The organism is Pseudomonas sp. v388 (assembly GCF_003935425.1).
Lineage (GTDB): Bacteria > Pseudomonadota > Gammaproteobacteria > Pseudomonadales > Pseudomonadaceae > Aquipseudomonas.
Map to the genome: position 1 here is coordinate 406116 of NZ_RHQN01000001.1, position 15015 is coordinate 421130.

The window sequence follows — 15015 nt, forward strand, 5'->3', positions numbered from 1 at the left end:
GACATTCGGTGCCGTTTGGGTACAATCTCTATACTCGACCCGCATGGAAGCCGGACGGCCTTATCTCGGTGAGTTTATGTCAAGCGGCGCGTACATCCCCTCGTTGGTCCTGATTTCCATTCTGGTTGCGATTCTGGCTTCATACACGGCGCTGGATCTCACCAGCCGCATCGCTTCGGCGAGCGGCCGAGCGGTGTACGGCTGGATCGGCGGCGGAGCCTTCGCCATGGGCACCGGCATCTGGTCCATGCACTTCATCGGCATGCTGGCCTTCGAACCTCCTTTCGAAACCGCCTTTGACATTCCTCTGACCCTGGCATCGCTACTAGCCGCCATGCTGTCATCCGGTTTCGCCCTGTGGCTGGTGAGCCAGCCGCAGCTGCCGGCCCTTCATCTGGGTATCGGGGCGCTGTGCATGGGTGTGGGCATCAGCTCGATGCACTACCTGGGCATGGCCGCATTGCGCATGCAGCCGGGCATCGACTATGACCCTGACCTGTTCGGTCTGTCGTTGCTGATTGCGGTCGTGGCATCCGGCGCGGCGTTGTGGATCGCCTTCCGCTTGCGTCGGCAGTCGCGCCATGTGCTGCCGGCCCGCATCGCGGCGGCGGTGCTGATGGGGTTCGCCATCGTCGGCATGCATTACACCGGGATGGCGGCGGCCAACTTTGCCGACGGCAGTTTCTGTGGCGCCTTGAACGGCGGGCTGCACCGCGACGGGCTGGACAAGCTGGTGCTGGTCGGCACCCTGGCGGTGTTGACCATCGCGTTGCTGACCTCGATTCTCGATGCGCGCATGGAAGCCCGTACCGCGGTGCTCGCCCTGTCATTGTCCGAGGCCAACCGCGAGCTGACCAAACTGGCGCTGCACGACAATCTGACCGGGCTGCCGAATCGGGTGCTGCTCACCGACCGCATCGAACAGGCGATGAACACCGTCAGCGAGAAGGGCGGTTTCTTCGCCTTGATGTTCATGGACCTGGACGGCTTCAAACCGGTCAACGACGCCTTCGGCCATCACATCGGCGACCAGCTGCTTTGCCAGGTGGCGGCGCGGCTGCGAGAAAACCTGCATCGCAACGACACGCTCGCCCGGATCGGCGGCGACGAGTTTGTGTTGCTGATGGAGCTGGAGGACCCACAGGACGCGCAGACCATCGCCGCCCGACAGGTGAGCGTGGTGTCCCGCACGTTCGAGGTCGCCACCCATGTGGTGCAGGTCTCGGTCAGCATCGGCATCTGCATCTATCCGGGCAACGGCGAGACCCAGCACGAACTGCTGATGAACGCCGACGCCGCCATGTACCATACCAAGGCGGCCGGCAAGAACAGCTATAACTTCTTCGACCCTTCGATGAACACCAATGCGCGCAACAAACTGCAGTTGCTGCAGGAACTGCGCACCGCTATCGATCAACGGCAGTTCTGCCTGCATTACCAGCCCAAGTTCGACGCCCTGAGCGGCAGCCCGGTCGGGGCCGAGGCGCTGTTGCGCTGGAACCATCCGCAGCGCGGGCTGCTGGGGCCGGACCATTTCATCGCGCTGGCGGAAAAGACCGGGCTGATCATTCCGATCGGCGAGTGGGTGCTGGACGAGGCCTGCCGTCAAATGCGCGAATGGTACGTCCAGGGTTTCACCCAGTGGCGCATTGCGGTCAACCTCTCGGCCCTGCAGTTCTGCCACGCGCAGTTGGTGGCCACGGTAGCCGGTACGCTGGCCAGGCACCACCTGCCCGCCAATTGCCTGACACTGGAAATCACCGAAACCACGGCCATGAGTGACGCGGACGCCAGTCTGAATGTGTTGCAGCAGCTCGCCGACATGGGCGTGGACCTGTCGATCGACGACTTCGGTACCGGCTATTCCAGCCTGATGTACCTCAAGCGACTGCCGGCCAATGAAATCAAGATCGACCGAGGCTTCGTGCGCGATCTGGAGCATGACAGCGATGATGCCGCCATCGTCTCGGCCATCGTCGCATTGGGGCAGGCGCTGAACCTGCGCATCGTCGCCGAAGGGGTGGAGACCAGCGTTCAGCAGAGCTTCCTGACCCGACTTGGGTGCAGCTCGCTGCAAGGATTCCTGCTCGGCCACCCGTTGCCGGCTGCGCAGTTCATGGCCGATATCAAGGCACTTGCACTCGGTTCGAAGGCGCCCTCCGGCGCGGCGTGAGGACAATGTGACCGGTCGGGTGGCGTTAATGTTAAAACGCTGGCAGGATCATGCGGGCTGCCTGCAACCAAGGGCCGCGGCAACGTCTGCCGGTATTGAATGATCTTCGCGAACCAACGAGACACATACATGGAAAAGGTCCTGCTCATCACTGGCAGCTCCCGTGGAATCGGGGCAGCCACCGCGTTACTCGCCGCTGGACAGGGTTATCGCATCTGCATCAACTACCTTTCCGATTACGCTTCGGCCGAGAAGATCTGCACTCAGGTCCGGGCAATGGGCGCCCAGGCCATTACCGTCCAGGCCGATGTGAGTAACGAAGACGAGATCATCCGCCTGTTCGCCCGGGTAGATTCCGAACTGGGCCGCGTCACGCATCTGGTCAACAACGCCGGAACCCTGTCGTCCGCCTGCCGGGTTGAAGACATGTCCGAGTTTCGCCTGCTCAAAATGATGATGACCAACGTGGTCGGCCCGATGTTGTGCAGCAAGCATGCCCTGTTACGGATGCTGCCGGCCCACGGCGGCAGCGGCGGCAGTATCGTCAACGTGTCATCGGTGGCCTCGCGCCTCGGCGCCTCCAATGAATACGTGGACTATGCCGCGTCCAAAGGGGCGCTGGACTCCTTTACCATCGGTTTGTCCAAGGAAGTGGCGCCCGAAGGCGTGCGGGTCAATGCGGTGCGTCCAGGTTTCATTTTCACCGACTTCCATGCGCTGAGCGGCGACGCGTCTCGCGTCAGCAAGCTGGAAGGGGCCTTGCCCATGGGGCGCGGCGGCACGGCCGAAGAGGTGGCCGAAGCCATCCTCTGGTTATTGTCGGACAAAGCGTCCTACGCCACCGGCACCTTCATCGACCTGGCTGGCGGGCGCTGAGGCATCCGGCATCGGTTTCAGATGGCCCCACCCCGATCCACCGTGTGATGGCGCTTGTCCTGGGCGCCGAGCACGGTCAGGGCATCCGCCTCCGCTTCGGTGATGGGCACCGGCGTACCGTCCAGCAACGCCTCGGACATATGCGTCTGATCATTGGTGGTGATCACCACATCGGGAATCGAGCTGCTCAATACCACGTCGTTGAGTGTGGCCGTGCAGGTCTGGCTGGCACTGTCGATGTCCAGGGGCATGAGGTTTTCTCCTGTGTGGGTGCTGCTGACAAGTGTGGTCCATCCTTGACGTTGCGCCACAACCGGGCTGCCTGATCCACCGCACTCCGCCGTCTCGCTGCGGTCCACATGGCACAGAGGGTGACGGGAGTGGTGATGAACAGTTGGTGGCAGGAAGTCGTGGACACGTTGCAGTCGGAATTCTCCGACATCACCGATCCTTCGCAATTGACGCGGATCACGGTTCGGCTGCTGATGGCCGCGCTGCTGGGCGGCATACTCGGCTACGAACGCGAGCATCGCGGCAAGGCCGCTGGTATCCGCACCCACATGCTGGTGTGCATGGGCGCCGCGCTGTTCGTGCTGGTGCCGCGCATGGCGGGGGCCGATGACGCGGCGTTAAGCCGGGTGGTGCAGGGCATCGTGGCCGGCATCGGTTTTCTCGGCGCCGGGACCATTCTCAAGGACGGCGTGCGAAGCGCCGCCCAGGTCAAAGGGCTGACCACCGCCGCAGGCTTGTGGATGACCGCCGCCATTGGCGTGGCGGCGGGTATGGGGCGCGAGGCCACTGCGGTGCTCAGTACCTTGCTGGCGTTGGGCATTCTCAGTCTTGTACCGCGTCTGATCGACCACACCGAAATCGAAAAGCAGCCGGCGAAATCGGCGGATAACCAGAGCGCCAAGCCGCAGGATGACTGGCGGGCGCCCTGACACCGACCGATCACAGAATCGCAGGCGGCTCCTGCGCGGGCGGATCGCCCACCGGCGGCTCGATGACCGGCGGCATGGTCGGTGGCGGCTCTTCGTCCGGCGGCGGAACGGGCAGGGCCGGGTCGTCGATGTTCGGATCGGGCGCTTCGGGTGGAATCGGGATATTCATCGTTTGCTCCTCTTGGTGGAGTAGGCAAGGCAGTTGACCGTAGCAGCGTGGGTTTAATTCAGCGAGTTATGTGTTTCAGGCGTGCTGCAGCCTGTAACCAGGCATCTGCAGGCGCCACGTTGGTGGCGATCGGGAAAATCGATGTTGCTCCGGCTGTTCCGGATCAGGGCTTGGGGGGCCGTCGGTGCGATCCCATGGTCTACGCTCGTCGCTGGCAAACTTTTTGAACTTTGCCGATAGCGGCGGCTCGGAAACTCAGGCGACCCGTCAAGCGAAGTCAGTACCGCTTCTGGCCGGTCTGCCGCTGAACTGACCCATCTTTTTCTGCACGGATCCGCACAGGAGCGTCCCTGGGGCGTGAGGAGTGATGCTCGATGAATGATCAGCCATACGGCCCAGATTCCCTGGCCACCGATGTTCCCCACCCAACCCGACCCTTGACCCTGACCCAGGCCCTGCAATTGCCGCGCATCGCGATCGAAGACACGACGCCGGTAATCGATGGCGGCCTGTTTCCGGCCAAGGGCATCGTCGGTCAGGCCGTCGAGGTCACCAGCAAGGTATTCGCCGACGGCCATGACAAAATGGCGGTGCGCATCCGCTGGCGGGCCTCGGACGAAGAGCACTGGCACAGTGCGCCGATGCGTGACCTGGGCAACGACAGCTGGGTCGGCGAATTCACTCCGGTGTCGGTCGACCGCTACGCGTTTCGCATCGAAGCCTGGATCGACCAGTTCGCCAGCTACCGCTACGAGCTGGAAAAGAAATACGCGGCCGGGGTGCCCATCGAACTGGAACTGGAGGAAGGGCGCCTGCACTTGGTGCACGCGGCCGAACGCAGCCAGGGCGAGCTGCGCCAACAGATCGAAGAGGTGATCGAGCACCTGGCCAAGGCCAACAAGGAAGGCAAAGTCGCCTTGCTGTTGCACAGTGAAACGTCGGCCGTCATGCAGCAGGCCGACAATCACGCGTTCCTGAGCCGCAGCGTGGAATTTGCGCTGGATGTGGAGCGCGAACTGGCGCAGTTCGCCAGTTGGTACGAGCTGTTCCCGCGCTCTATCACCGATGATCCGGCGCGCCACGGCACGTTCAAGGATGTCCATTCACGGCTGCCGATGATCCGCGACATGGGCTTTGACGTGCTGTACTTCCCGCCGATTCACCCCATCGGCCGTGCGCATCGCAAAGGTCCGAACAACTCCCTGACCGCCGGTCCCGACGATCCAGGCAGTCCATACGCCATCGGCAGTCCGGACGGCGGCCATGAGGCCATTCATCCGCAGTTGGGCAGCCGTGAGGATTTTCGCGATCTGGTGGCTGCGGCCGCTGAACATGGCCTGGAGATCGCGCTGGACTTCGCAATCCAGTGTTCCCAGGACCACCCTTGGCTCAAGCAGCACCCAGGCTGGTTCACCTGGCGCCCTGACGGCACCATTCGTTATGCAGAAAACCCGCCGAAGAAGTATCAGGATATCGTCAACGTCGATTTCTACGCACCGGATGCCATTCCCAGCCTGTGGCTGGAGCTGCGCGACGTGGTGCTGGGCTGGGTCGAAGAGGGCGTGAAGATCTTTCGCGTCGATAACCCGCACACCAAGCCGCTGCCGTTCTGGCAATGGATGATCGGCGATATCCGCAGCCAGCATCCGGACGTGATGTTCCTCGCCGAAGCCTTTACCAAACCGGCGATGATGGCGCGACTGGGCAAGGTCGGCTACACCCAGAGCTACACCTACTTCACCTGGCGCAACACCAAGGCCGAATTGTCGGAGTATTTCACCCAGCTCAACGAGGCACCGCTGCGCGACTGCTATCGCCCGAACTTCTTCGTCAATACGCCGGACATCAACCCCTCCTTCCTGCACGAGTCTGGGCGGGCGGGCTTTTTGATCCGGGCAGCGCTGGCGACCATGGGCTCGGGACTCTGGGGCATGTACTCGGGTTTCGAACTATGTGAATCGGCACCGATTCCGGGCAAGGAAGAGTATCTGGACTCCGAGAAATACCAGATTCGCGTCCGCGATTTCGCGGCGCCGGGCAATATCATCGCCGAGATCGCCCAACTCAATCGTATCCGCCGCCAGAACCCCGCGTTGCACACGCACCTGGGTCTGAAGCTGTATACGGCCTGGAACGACAACATCCTGTATTTCGGCAAGCGCACGGCAGACGGCAGCAATTTCATACTGGTCGCGGTGAGCCTGGACCCGCACAACGTGCAGGAAGCGCATTTCGAGTTGCCGCTGTGGGACATGGGCCTGCGCGACGATGCCGCGACTTCGGGTGAAGACTTGATGACCGGCCACCGCTGGACCTGGTACGGCAAGGTGCAGTGGATGCGCATCGACCCGGCCTATCAGCCGTTCGGCATCTGGCGAATCAAGGCCGCCAACTAAAACAACAAGGAGTGACCTATGGCAAAAAAGCCCGCTACCGCCGCTACGTTCATCCAGGACCCGCTCTGGTACAAGGATGCGGTGATCTACCAGGTCCATGTGAAGTCTTTCTTCGATTCCAACAACGACGGGATCGGAGATTTTGCCGGGCTGATCGACAAGCTCGATTACATCGCAGGGCTTGGGGTCAACACGATCTGGCTGCTGCCGTTCTATCCCTCGCCGCGGCGTGACGATGGGTATGACATTGCCGAATATCGTGGCGTGCATAGCGATTACGGGACGATGGCCGACGCCCGTCGGTTCATCGCCCAGGCGCACAAACGCGGGCTGCGGGTCATCACCGAACTGGTCATCAACCACACTTCCGATCAGCATCCATGGTTTCAGCGGGCACGCCACGCCAAGCCCGGCTCCAAGGCGCGGGATTTCTATGTCTGGTCGGACACCGATGCCAAGTACGACGGCACGCGAATCATCTTTCTCGACACCGAGAAATCCAACTGGACCTGGGACCCGGTGGCCGGCCAGTATTTCTGGCACCGCTTCTATTCCCACCAGCCGGATCTGAACTTCGATAACCCACAGGTCATGGAGGCCGTGCTGGGCGTGATGCGCTTCTGGCTGGACATGGGGATTGACGGTCTGCGGCTCGACGCGATTCCGTATCTGATCGAGCGCGACGGCACCAACAACGAAAACCTGCCCGAGACTCACGCGGTGCTCAAGCGCATCCGCGCCGAGATCGACGCCCATTACCCGGACCGCATGCTGCTGGCCGAAGCCAACCAGTGGCCAGAGGACACCCAGCTGTATTTCGGCGACAGTCACGGCGGCCCCAATGGCGACGAATGCCACATGGCGTTTCACTTTCCGCTGATGCCGCGCATGTACATGGCGCTGGCCCAGGAAGACCGATTCCCGATCACTGATATCCTGCGCCAGACGCCGGAGATCCCGGCCAACTGCCAATGGGCGATTTTCCTGCGCAACCACGATGAACTGACCCTGGAAATGGTCACCGATCGGGAGCGCGACTATCTGTGGAACTACTACGCTGCAGATCGCCGGGCGCGCATCAACCTGGGGATTCGCCGACGCCTGGCGCCGCTGGTCGAGCGTGATCGGCGTCGTGTCGAGTTGCTCAACAGCATGCTGTTGAGCATGCCCGGCACGCCGACCCTGTATTACGGCGATGAAATCGGCATGGGCGACAACATCTATCTGGGCGACCGGGATGGGGTGCGCACGCCGATGCAGTGGTCCATCGACCGCAACGGCGGCTTTTCCCGAGCCGATCCGGCCAGCCTGGTGCTGCCGCCGATCATGGACCCGCTCTACGGTTTTCAGTCGGTCAACGTCGAAAGCCAGGAGAAAGACCCGCATTCACTGCTTAACTGGAACCGACGCATGCTCGCCGTGCGCAAGCAGCAGAAGGCGTTCGGCCGTGGCACATTGAAGATGTTGTCGCCGGCCAATCGCCGCATCCTGGCCTATCTGCGTGAGTACACGGCGCCCGATGGCCACAGTGAAATCGTGCTGTGCGTGGCCAACGTGTCCAGCGCCGCCCAGGCGGCCGAACTGGAGCTGTCCGGCTACGCGGGCACGGTTCCGGTGGAAATGCTCGGTGGCAGCGCCTTCCCGCCGATCGGGCAATTGAACTATCTGCTCACCTTGCCCCCTTATGGCTTCTACTGGTTTCTTTTGGCTTCGGAGAATCAAATGCCCAGCTGGCACGTGGAACCTGCTCAAAGCATGCCGGACTTTCCGACGCTGGTACTCAAGAAGCGTCTGGAAGAACTGCTCGATGAACCGTTGCGCGGCACCATGGAAAACACCTCGCTGGCGGTCTATCTGCCCAAGCGGCGCTGGTTCGGCGGCAAGGACAAGCCCATCGAGCGCGTGCACATCGCCTACGCAGCGCGTTTCGGTGACCCGGCGCACCCGGTGTTGCTCAATGAAATCGAGGTCACTGCCGGCGGTCAGACCGAGCGCTATCAGCTGCCGTTTGGCCTGCTGGCCGAAGATGACATCGCCAGCGCCTTGCCGCAGCAGCTGGCCCTGGCCCGCGTCCGTCGCGGTCGCCAGGTCGGCCTGATCACCGACGCCTTCACCCTGGAAACCTTCATTCGCGCGGTGATCCATGGCATGCAGGCGCAAACCGTGATTCACACCCCCGATGGCGACCTGCGCTTCGAACAAACCGCGCAACTGGCGCCGCTGGGCCTGAACCAGGAATCGGAGGTGCGTTACCTGTCCGCGGAACAGTCCAACAGTTCGGTAGTGGTGGGCGGCGCCCTGGTGCTCAAGCTGATCCGCAAGGTCAGCGGCGGCATCCACCCGGAACTGGAAATGGGGGCGTACCTGACCAACGCCGGTTACGCACACATTTCGCCGCTTCTGGGTTCTGTGGTCCGCGTCGATAATGACGGCCAGCCACACCTGCTGATGATCGCCCAGGGTTATCTGAGCAATCAGGGCGACGCCTGGGAATGGACCCAGAACAATCTGGAACGCGCGGTGCGTGACGAGCTGTCCCATGGGGTTTCCGGCCAGGAACAGCATTACAACGCGCTTCTGGAACTGGCGGACTTTGCCCGCCATCTGGGCCAGCGCCTGGGCGAAATGCATCAGATTCTGGCCGCACCCACCGACAATGCCGATTTCGCCGTACAGCCTACGCTGCAAGAGGATGGCAAGGCGTCCGGCGAAAGCGTGGCAGCGCAGCTCGACAAAGCGCTGCAGCGACTGGAACAGCGCAAGGCCGATCTGGAACCGGACGACCAGCAACTGGTGGACGACCTGCTCGCCCGTCGCGACGCCATCCGTCAGCACGTCCTGCGCCTGGCCATGGGGTCGGTGGGTGGTCTGCGGATGCGTGTGCACGGCGACCTGCACCTGGGCCAGGTGCTGGTGGTCAAGGGCGATGCGTACCTGATCGATTTCGAAGGCGAGCCTGCGCGCCCGCTGGAAGAACGGCGTGCCAAGCACAGTCCATTCAAGGACGTCAGCGGCGTACTGCGCTCGTTCGATTACGCGGCCGCCATGGCCATTCGCAGCGCGCAGAGCGTCGATACATCCGATGAGGCGGCAGCGGCTCGCCGCCGTGTCGCCGAAACCTATCTGTCCCAGGCCCGCCAGGCGTTCATCGAAGGCTACGGCCAGGCGACCGTCGGCATGGCCCATGAATGGAAAGATCAAGACGGGGAGAGCGCCGCGCTGGAGCTGTTCACCCTGGAAAAAGCCGCTTATGAAGTAATCTACGAAGCCGAGAACCGCCCAGCCTGGCTGGCGGTTCCACTGCAAGGTCTGCGCGGATTGCTGCAACTGTCTGATGGAGAGTCACGATGAATGCGCCTGATAAAACCGGCACCGGCCGCACGGCTATGCCCGCTACAGTGGACATGGACGCGCTGATCCGTGCCGAGCACCACGATCCGTTCTCGATTCTGGGCCCTCATGGGGACGGCGGTAGCGGGCAGTTCGTGCGCGCCTACCTGCCGGGCGCGCTGAGCGTTCGCCTGTTGTCCAGGGATGACCAGCGGGATCTGGGTGAGCTGGAAATGAGCGAAGTGCCGGGCTTTTTCGTCGGGCGCCTCGAACAGCCGCAGCCTTATCTGCTGAAAATCAACTGGGCAGGCGGTGAGCAAATCACTGAAGACCCCTACAGCTTTGGCCCACTGCTCGGCGAGATGGACCTGTATCTGTTCGCCGAAGGCAATCACCGCGACCTGAGCAGCTGTCTGGGTGCCCAGGTGCTCAGCGTCGATGGCGTCGAAGGCGTGCGTTTTGCCGTCTGGGCACCCAATGCCCGGCGGGTATCAGTGGTCGGCAGCTTCAACAATTGGGACGGTCGTCGGCATCCGATGCGCCTGCGCCATCCGACCGGGGTCTGGGAAGTGTTCGTACCGCGCCTGCAGCCGGGGGAACTCTACAAGTACGAAATCCTTGGTGCCCACGGCATTCTGCCGCTCAAATCCGACCCCATGGCGCTGGCCACGACATTGCCGCCGGACACCGCGTCCAAAGTGGCCCGCACCCTGCAGTTCGACTGGCAGGACCAGCAATGGATCGAAACCCGCGCCGCCCGTCACACGCCTGCGGCGCCGCTGTCGATTTACGAGCTGCATGCCGGTTCGTGGCAGATGGAACAGAACGAAGAAGGCGAGTGGCGTCAGTACAACTGGCGGGAACTGGCTGAACGGCTGATTCCTTATGTGAAGGAACTCGGGTTTACCCATGTCGAGCTGATGCCGATCATGGAACACCCGTTCGGCGGCTCCTGGGGCTACCAGTTGCTGGCCCAGTTCGCGCCCACCGCACGCTTCGGTTCGCCGGAAGACTTCGCGTTTTTCGTCGACGCCTGTCACCGTGCCGACATCGGCGTGATTCTGGACTGGGTGCCGGCGCATTTCCCGACCGACACCCATGGTCTGGCGCAATTCGATGGCACAGCGTTGTACGAGTACGCCAACCCCCAGGAAGGCTTCCATCAGGACTGGGACACGCTGATCTACAACCTGGGCCGCACTGAAGTGCACGGTTTCATGCTGGCGTCGGCGCTGCACTGGCTCAAGCATTTCCACATCGATGGCCTGCGGGTCGATGCCGTGGCCTCGATGCTGTACCGCGACTATTCGCGCAAGGCCGGTGAATGGGTGCCGAATCGGTTTGGCGGTCGCGAGAATCTGGAAGCCATCGATTTTTTGCGTCACCTCAATGATGTGGTGGCGCTGGAAGCGCCGGGCACCATGGTCATCGCTGAAGAATCGACCGCCTGGCCGGGCGTGACCCAGAACACCCAACAGGGCGGCCTGGGCTTCAATTACAAGTGGAACATGGGCTGGATGCATGACTCGCTGCATTACATGCAGCAGGATCCGATCCACCGCGCCCATCACCATGGCGAGCTGAGCTTCGGCCTGATGTACGCGTGGTCCGAGCGCTTTATCCTGCCGATTTCCCATGACGAAGTGGTGCATGGCAAGCACTCGCTGATCGACAAAATGCCCGGTGACCGCTGGCAGAAGTTCGCCAACCTGCGGGCCTACCTGACCTTCATGTGGACCCATCCGGGCAAGAAATTACTGTTCATGGGCTGCGAGTTCGGCCAGTGGCGGGAGTGGAACCACGACGAGCAACTGGACTGGTACCTGCTGCAATACGCCGAGCATATCGGCGTGAAAACGCTGGTGAGCGACCTGAACCGGCTCTATCGGCAAGAGCCGGCGCTGCATGACCGCGACGCCGAACCCATGGGCTTCCAGTGGCTGATCGGCGATGACGCAACCAACAGCGTCTACGCCTGGCTGCGCTGGAGCAAGGAGGGTGAACCGCTGCTGGTGGTCGCCAACCTGACGCCAGTGCCACGCGAGGGTTATCAGGTCGGCGTGCCGTTTGCCGGGACCTGGGTGGAGTTGCTCAACAGCGATGCCGAAACCTATGCCGGCTCCAATCTGGGCAATGGCGGCGGGGTGCATACCCAGGACGAACGCGCCCATGGCATGCCGGTCTCGGTGTCCCTGAGCCTGCCGCCGCTGGCGGTGCTGATCCTCAAGCCCAAGGCGTCCGAAGAATAAGCGCAACCCGCTTCGTGGGAACGGACTTGTCAGCGAAGAGGCACGCTCGAAGTGCTTTCGCCAGCAAGCGGGTTCCCACGGGTTGCGATGTCTGGCTTACCAACTGACCCTCATCCCAATACTGCCGCGTACACCGCGGTAGTCATTGGCGTCCAGATTCTGGGTGTAATCCGCGCCTGCGTAAAAGCTGACTTCGCGGGACACCCTGGCGCTGATACCGAGGCCAAGGTCAGCTCGGGTCGAGGCGTAGTCAGTGTCGATGCTGTCGGCATTGTCGAAGGTCACGTGATCTTCGCCGCTGAATGTCCGCCAGAGATTGGCACGCACGTAAGGCTCCAGCAGCAGCCCGCTCTGCGGGTAGCGCCCTTTGAACCGGGCGCCGAGCCGTCCGGTGTTGCGGGTTCCCGAGTCCAAGGACAGATGGGAGATGCCGTCATGCTGGCTGTCCAGGTCGCTGCGTTGGTAAATCCACTGGGCCTGCGGCTCTAACACCCAGTGGGCGCTGACGTTGAACGGGTAGCCCGTCTCAATGGACGCGGTGAATGCCTCACCCTCGGTATCGATCCGCACGCCGCGTTCTGATCGCGCGCGACCTTCCAGACGAGTCCCCATCAACACGACATCGACGTACCAGGCGCCTGGACCTGTCAGCGTCCAGTAAGCGCCGAGGCTGTCGCCCTGCATATCCAGCTTGCCACTGCTGCGGTCCTCATGGCCCTGGGCGAAACCCTTCACATCGCCGTCCAGACGGCTGTGCGCGACGAACAGGCCGGCGCGTTGTATCTGCTCGTTATCGTGCTGATGGGCATACAGATCGTGGCCGATCTGGTAGCCCTTCAGGGTGGCGTCCAGCGTGGGTGAAACCGTGCCGGACCAGCGTTGCCGGAAATCATCGCCCAGCAGCCGAGTCCAGCCGGCCGGCACGGCGCCGGTTTCACGCAACAGGCTTTGATCACCCTGGCGTTCGTGAAACGTGCCCAGCGATGTCAGCGCGAGGATCGCAGCGGCCGAAGGCACGACCGACCATGTCGGAACTTCCACGCGATAGAGCGCAATCGGCTCGGCACCGACTACGGCGGCGGGCAGTGGCGGGGTGCCTATGGCGGGAACCGGCAACAGCCGCGCGGGACCCGGTCCAGGGTCAGGTTGCGGAACCGGGGCGGGTTGCGGAGGTGGCGCGGGGGTGGGTGGCACTGGTTGCCCGGGCGCTTGCGGTACCGGTGGTGGCTCGGGCGCCGGCGCCGGGTCTGGCAGTGGCGCCTGGGCCGCGGGCGGCGACACCACTGCCGAGCGCAGGAACCAGCTGTTTTCCGAGCCGGCCGTCGCACCGCCCTTGAACAGGTAGTACTGGTACGCGCCGGCGGACAACGCGCCGCGCAGCGAAAAGGCACTGGCGTCGCTGATCGCACCCTCGCTGGCTTGCACCACTTCGATGCCATTGAGCTGGGTCAGCGCCCCCGCGCCTCCCAGATTGGCGACGGTCAACTGCGTCGTGCCGGTGATACGCCCCCGAGCCACAATCAACCGATCGCTGGTCGAAGCGTCGTCAGCCAACACGCTCTGCAGCCACAATTGCCCGTTGTTGCCGACGTAATTGCCATCGATGCGCAAGGTATCACCGGCGACGCTGCTGCCGGTGGTCATGTCGAGAGTGCCGGCGTTGGTCACGGTCACCAGCTGCTGCGCCAGAAAAGGCAAGACACTGCCGCTGGTGGAGGCCAGCGTGCTGCTTGGGTCGATAGCCAGCGTTCCACTGCCGCTAACGCTGTCGCCCAAGGTGAACGCTTCGGCAAGCGCCAGGGTCGAGCCGTCGGTAAGACTGGCGCTTTCCCACTGAGTGAAGCGAGCGGCACCCGCGCTGGAAGTGTTCACCAGGGTCAAGGCATCGTTGCCCAGGCCGCCTGCAATCAACGGCGTGGCGCTCAGGTGGTCCTGATCAAGATTCTCCAGCCGCGCCGTATCATTGCCCTCAGCCAACAACACGTTGCTGCGCAGAGCACCGTCGCCGCTCCAGTTGAAAAGGTCGTTGCCGAAGCTGGTGCGGATCTCCCCGAGGACTTCTCCGCCGCTGACGCTGACGCTGTCGTCACCGCCACTGACGCTGATTGCACCACCAATGCTGCCGCCGCTGACGATGATGGTGTCTCTGCCGAATCCGGTGACCAGGTTGCCGACGATGCGCCCGCCGGACAGCTGAAACTGGTTGTCATCCAGCTTCATGTCGACCCGACCGATGCTCCCGCCGCTCATGGTGGCCGAATCACCATCCTCGAACGCGTTGCTGATCGTGCCGCCAGTCATGGTGAAGCGATCCAGTCCGTCCCCTTGATACAGCGAACGCAGGCTGCCGCCGCTCATGGTGAAGGTGTCGATCCCGGAACCTTGATTGACGTCGCCGCCGATCAGGCCGCTGCCGAGCACGAACGAGTCGGCACCGCCGGCCTGACCGACGCTGCCGCTGATACGGCCGGACGCCATGTCGACCCGGTCCTGACCGTCGCCGAAGGTCACATTGCCGCCGATGGCGCCGGTGCCGCCAGCCGCAAACCCAAGGCTGTTGTTGCCAGCGGTGTCGGTCAACGGGCCGCTGTTGCCGCTGTCGCACACGTGCACGTCATCGCCGGACGTGGCGACCAGCGTGCAGGCTCCGTGGAGGTCGACGGGCGTGAAAGCGAGCAGGGTAACTGGCGCTATTTTGAGCGCATGGCCGAGAGAAAAACCCAGTTTCATGACAACTCTCCCCGAGGATGTGGTCAGGGAGGCGTGAGGAGGGTTCAGCCCGTTCGGTGCCCGACTGCCACGAATTCCAGGCGCCGTGAAAATCACGACGATTTTCCAGCCAAATCAATGACCGGATAGGAGAAGTCAAGATTGGATCCTA

9 protein-coding genes are annotated in these 15015 nt (G+C 62.8%); 6 read left to right on the forward strand and 3 right to left on the reverse strand.

Annotated elements, in window-relative coordinates; translation table 11 throughout:
- Nucleotides 1-76: 76 nt before the first annotated feature.
- The gene (locus tag EGJ27_RS01830) at nt 77-2173 is read left to right on the forward strand and encodes a bifunctional diguanylate cyclase/phosphodiesterase (RefSeq protein ID WP_125829006.1); all 2097 of its coding nucleotides are present in this window, start codon (nt 77-79) and stop codon (nt 2171-2173) included.
- A 129-nt stretch (nt 2174-2302) separates the two neighbouring features.
- Nucleotides 2303-3049 carry an SDR family oxidoreductase gene (locus EGJ27_RS01835; RefSeq protein WP_125829007.1) on the forward strand — a complete coding sequence of 249 codons (747 nt, stop codon included), beginning with the start codon at nt 2303-2305 and terminating at the stop codon, nt 3047-3049.
- A 17-nt stretch (nt 3050-3066) separates the two neighbouring features.
- On the opposite strand, the gene EGJ27_RS01840 is transcribed toward EGJ27_RS01835, so the two are convergent.
- Nucleotides 3067-3300 carry a DUF3203 family protein gene (locus EGJ27_RS01840; RefSeq protein ID WP_125829008.1) on the reverse strand — a complete coding sequence of 78 codons (234 nt, stop codon included), beginning with the start codon at nt 3298-3300 and terminating at the stop codon, nt 3067-3069.
- A 135-nt stretch (nt 3301-3435) separates the two neighbouring features.
- On the opposite strand from EGJ27_RS01840, the gene EGJ27_RS01845 reads away from it, so the two are divergent.
- Entirely contained in the window at nt 3436-3990 is a 555-nt protein-coding gene (locus EGJ27_RS01845) for an MgtC/SapB family protein (RefSeq protein WP_125829009.1), read from the forward strand.
- A gap of 10 nt (nt 3991-4000) precedes the next feature.
- Here the strand turns inward: EGJ27_RS01845 and EGJ27_RS24845 are convergent, their stop codons facing one another.
- Nucleotides 4001-4159, reverse strand: coding sequence for a hypothetical protein (locus EGJ27_RS24845; protein ID WP_177522906.1), 159 nt, complete (start codon nt 4157-4159; stop codon nt 4001-4003).
- Between the two features lie 374 nt (nt 4160-4533).
- Between EGJ27_RS24845 and EGJ27_RS01850 the strand changes: the two genes are divergently transcribed.
- Genes EGJ27_RS01850 through glgB form a run of 3 tightly spaced genes read left to right on the forward strand, consistent with a single transcriptional unit; the run spans nt 4534 to nt 12134 of the window.
- Nucleotides 4534-6555, forward strand: a complete 2022-nt coding sequence (locus tag EGJ27_RS01850) for an alpha-1,4-glucan--maltose-1-phosphate maltosyltransferase (RefSeq protein ID WP_125829010.1) — start codon at nt 4534-4536, stop codon at nt 6553-6555.
- Nucleotides 6556-6573: 18 nt separating this feature from the next.
- Nucleotides 6574-9906 carry a maltose alpha-D-glucosyltransferase gene (gene treS / locus EGJ27_RS01855; RefSeq protein ID WP_125829011.1) on the forward strand — a complete coding sequence of 1111 codons (3333 nt, stop codon included), beginning with the start codon at nt 6574-6576 and terminating at the stop codon, nt 9904-9906.
- Nucleotides 9903-12134, forward strand: coding sequence for a 1,4-alpha-glucan branching protein GlgB (glgB, locus tag EGJ27_RS01860; RefSeq protein WP_125829012.1), 2232 nt, complete (start codon nt 9903-9905; stop codon nt 12132-12134). The genes treS and glgB overlap by 4 nt, the downstream gene beginning before the upstream one ends.
- 96 nt (nt 12135-12230) lie before the next feature.
- Here glgB and EGJ27_RS01865 read toward each other — a convergent pair whose 3' ends face one another.
- The gene (locus EGJ27_RS01865; protein ID WP_125829013.1) at nt 12231-14864 is read right to left on the reverse strand and encodes an autotransporter outer membrane beta-barrel domain-containing protein; all 2634 of its coding nucleotides are present in this window, start codon (nt 14862-14864) and stop codon (nt 12231-12233) included.
- Nucleotides 14865-15015 lie beyond the last annotated feature (151 nt).

Excerpts from the sequence above, each read along its gene's own strand:
- EGJ27_RS01850 (WP_125829010.1), top strand. The coding sequence starts at position 4,534 with ATGAATGATCAGCCATACGGCCCAGATTCCCTGGCCACCGATGTTCCC.
- EGJ27_RS01830 (WP_125829006.1), top strand. The coding sequence starts at position 77 with ATGTCAAGCGGCGCGTACATCCCCTCGTTGGTCCTGATTTCCATTCTG.
- EGJ27_RS01835 (WP_125829007.1), top strand. The coding sequence starts at position 2,303 with ATGGAAAAGGTCCTGCTCATCACTGGCAGCTCCCGTGGAATCGGGGCA.
- EGJ27_RS24845 (WP_177522906.1), bottom strand. The coding sequence starts at position 4,159 with ATGAATATCCCGATTCCACCCGAAGCGCCCGATCCGAACATCGACGAC.
- EGJ27_RS01845 (WP_125829009.1), top strand. The coding sequence starts at position 3,436 with ATGAACAGTTGGTGGCAGGAAGTCGTGGACACGTTGCAGTCGGAATTC.
- glgB (WP_125829012.1), top strand. The coding sequence starts at position 9,903 with ATGAATGCGCCTGATAAAACCGGCACCGGCCGCACGGCTATGCCCGCT.
- EGJ27_RS01865 (WP_125829013.1), bottom strand. The coding sequence starts at position 14,864 with ATGAAACTGGGTTTTTCTCTCGGCCATGCGCTCAAAATAGCGCCAGTT.
- treS (WP_125829011.1), top strand. The coding sequence starts at position 6,574 with ATGGCAAAAAAGCCCGCTACCGCCGCTACGTTCATCCAGGACCCGCTC.
- EGJ27_RS01840 (WP_125829008.1), bottom strand. The coding sequence starts at position 3,300 with ATGCCCCTGGACATCGACAGTGCCAGCCAGACCTGCACGGCCACACTC.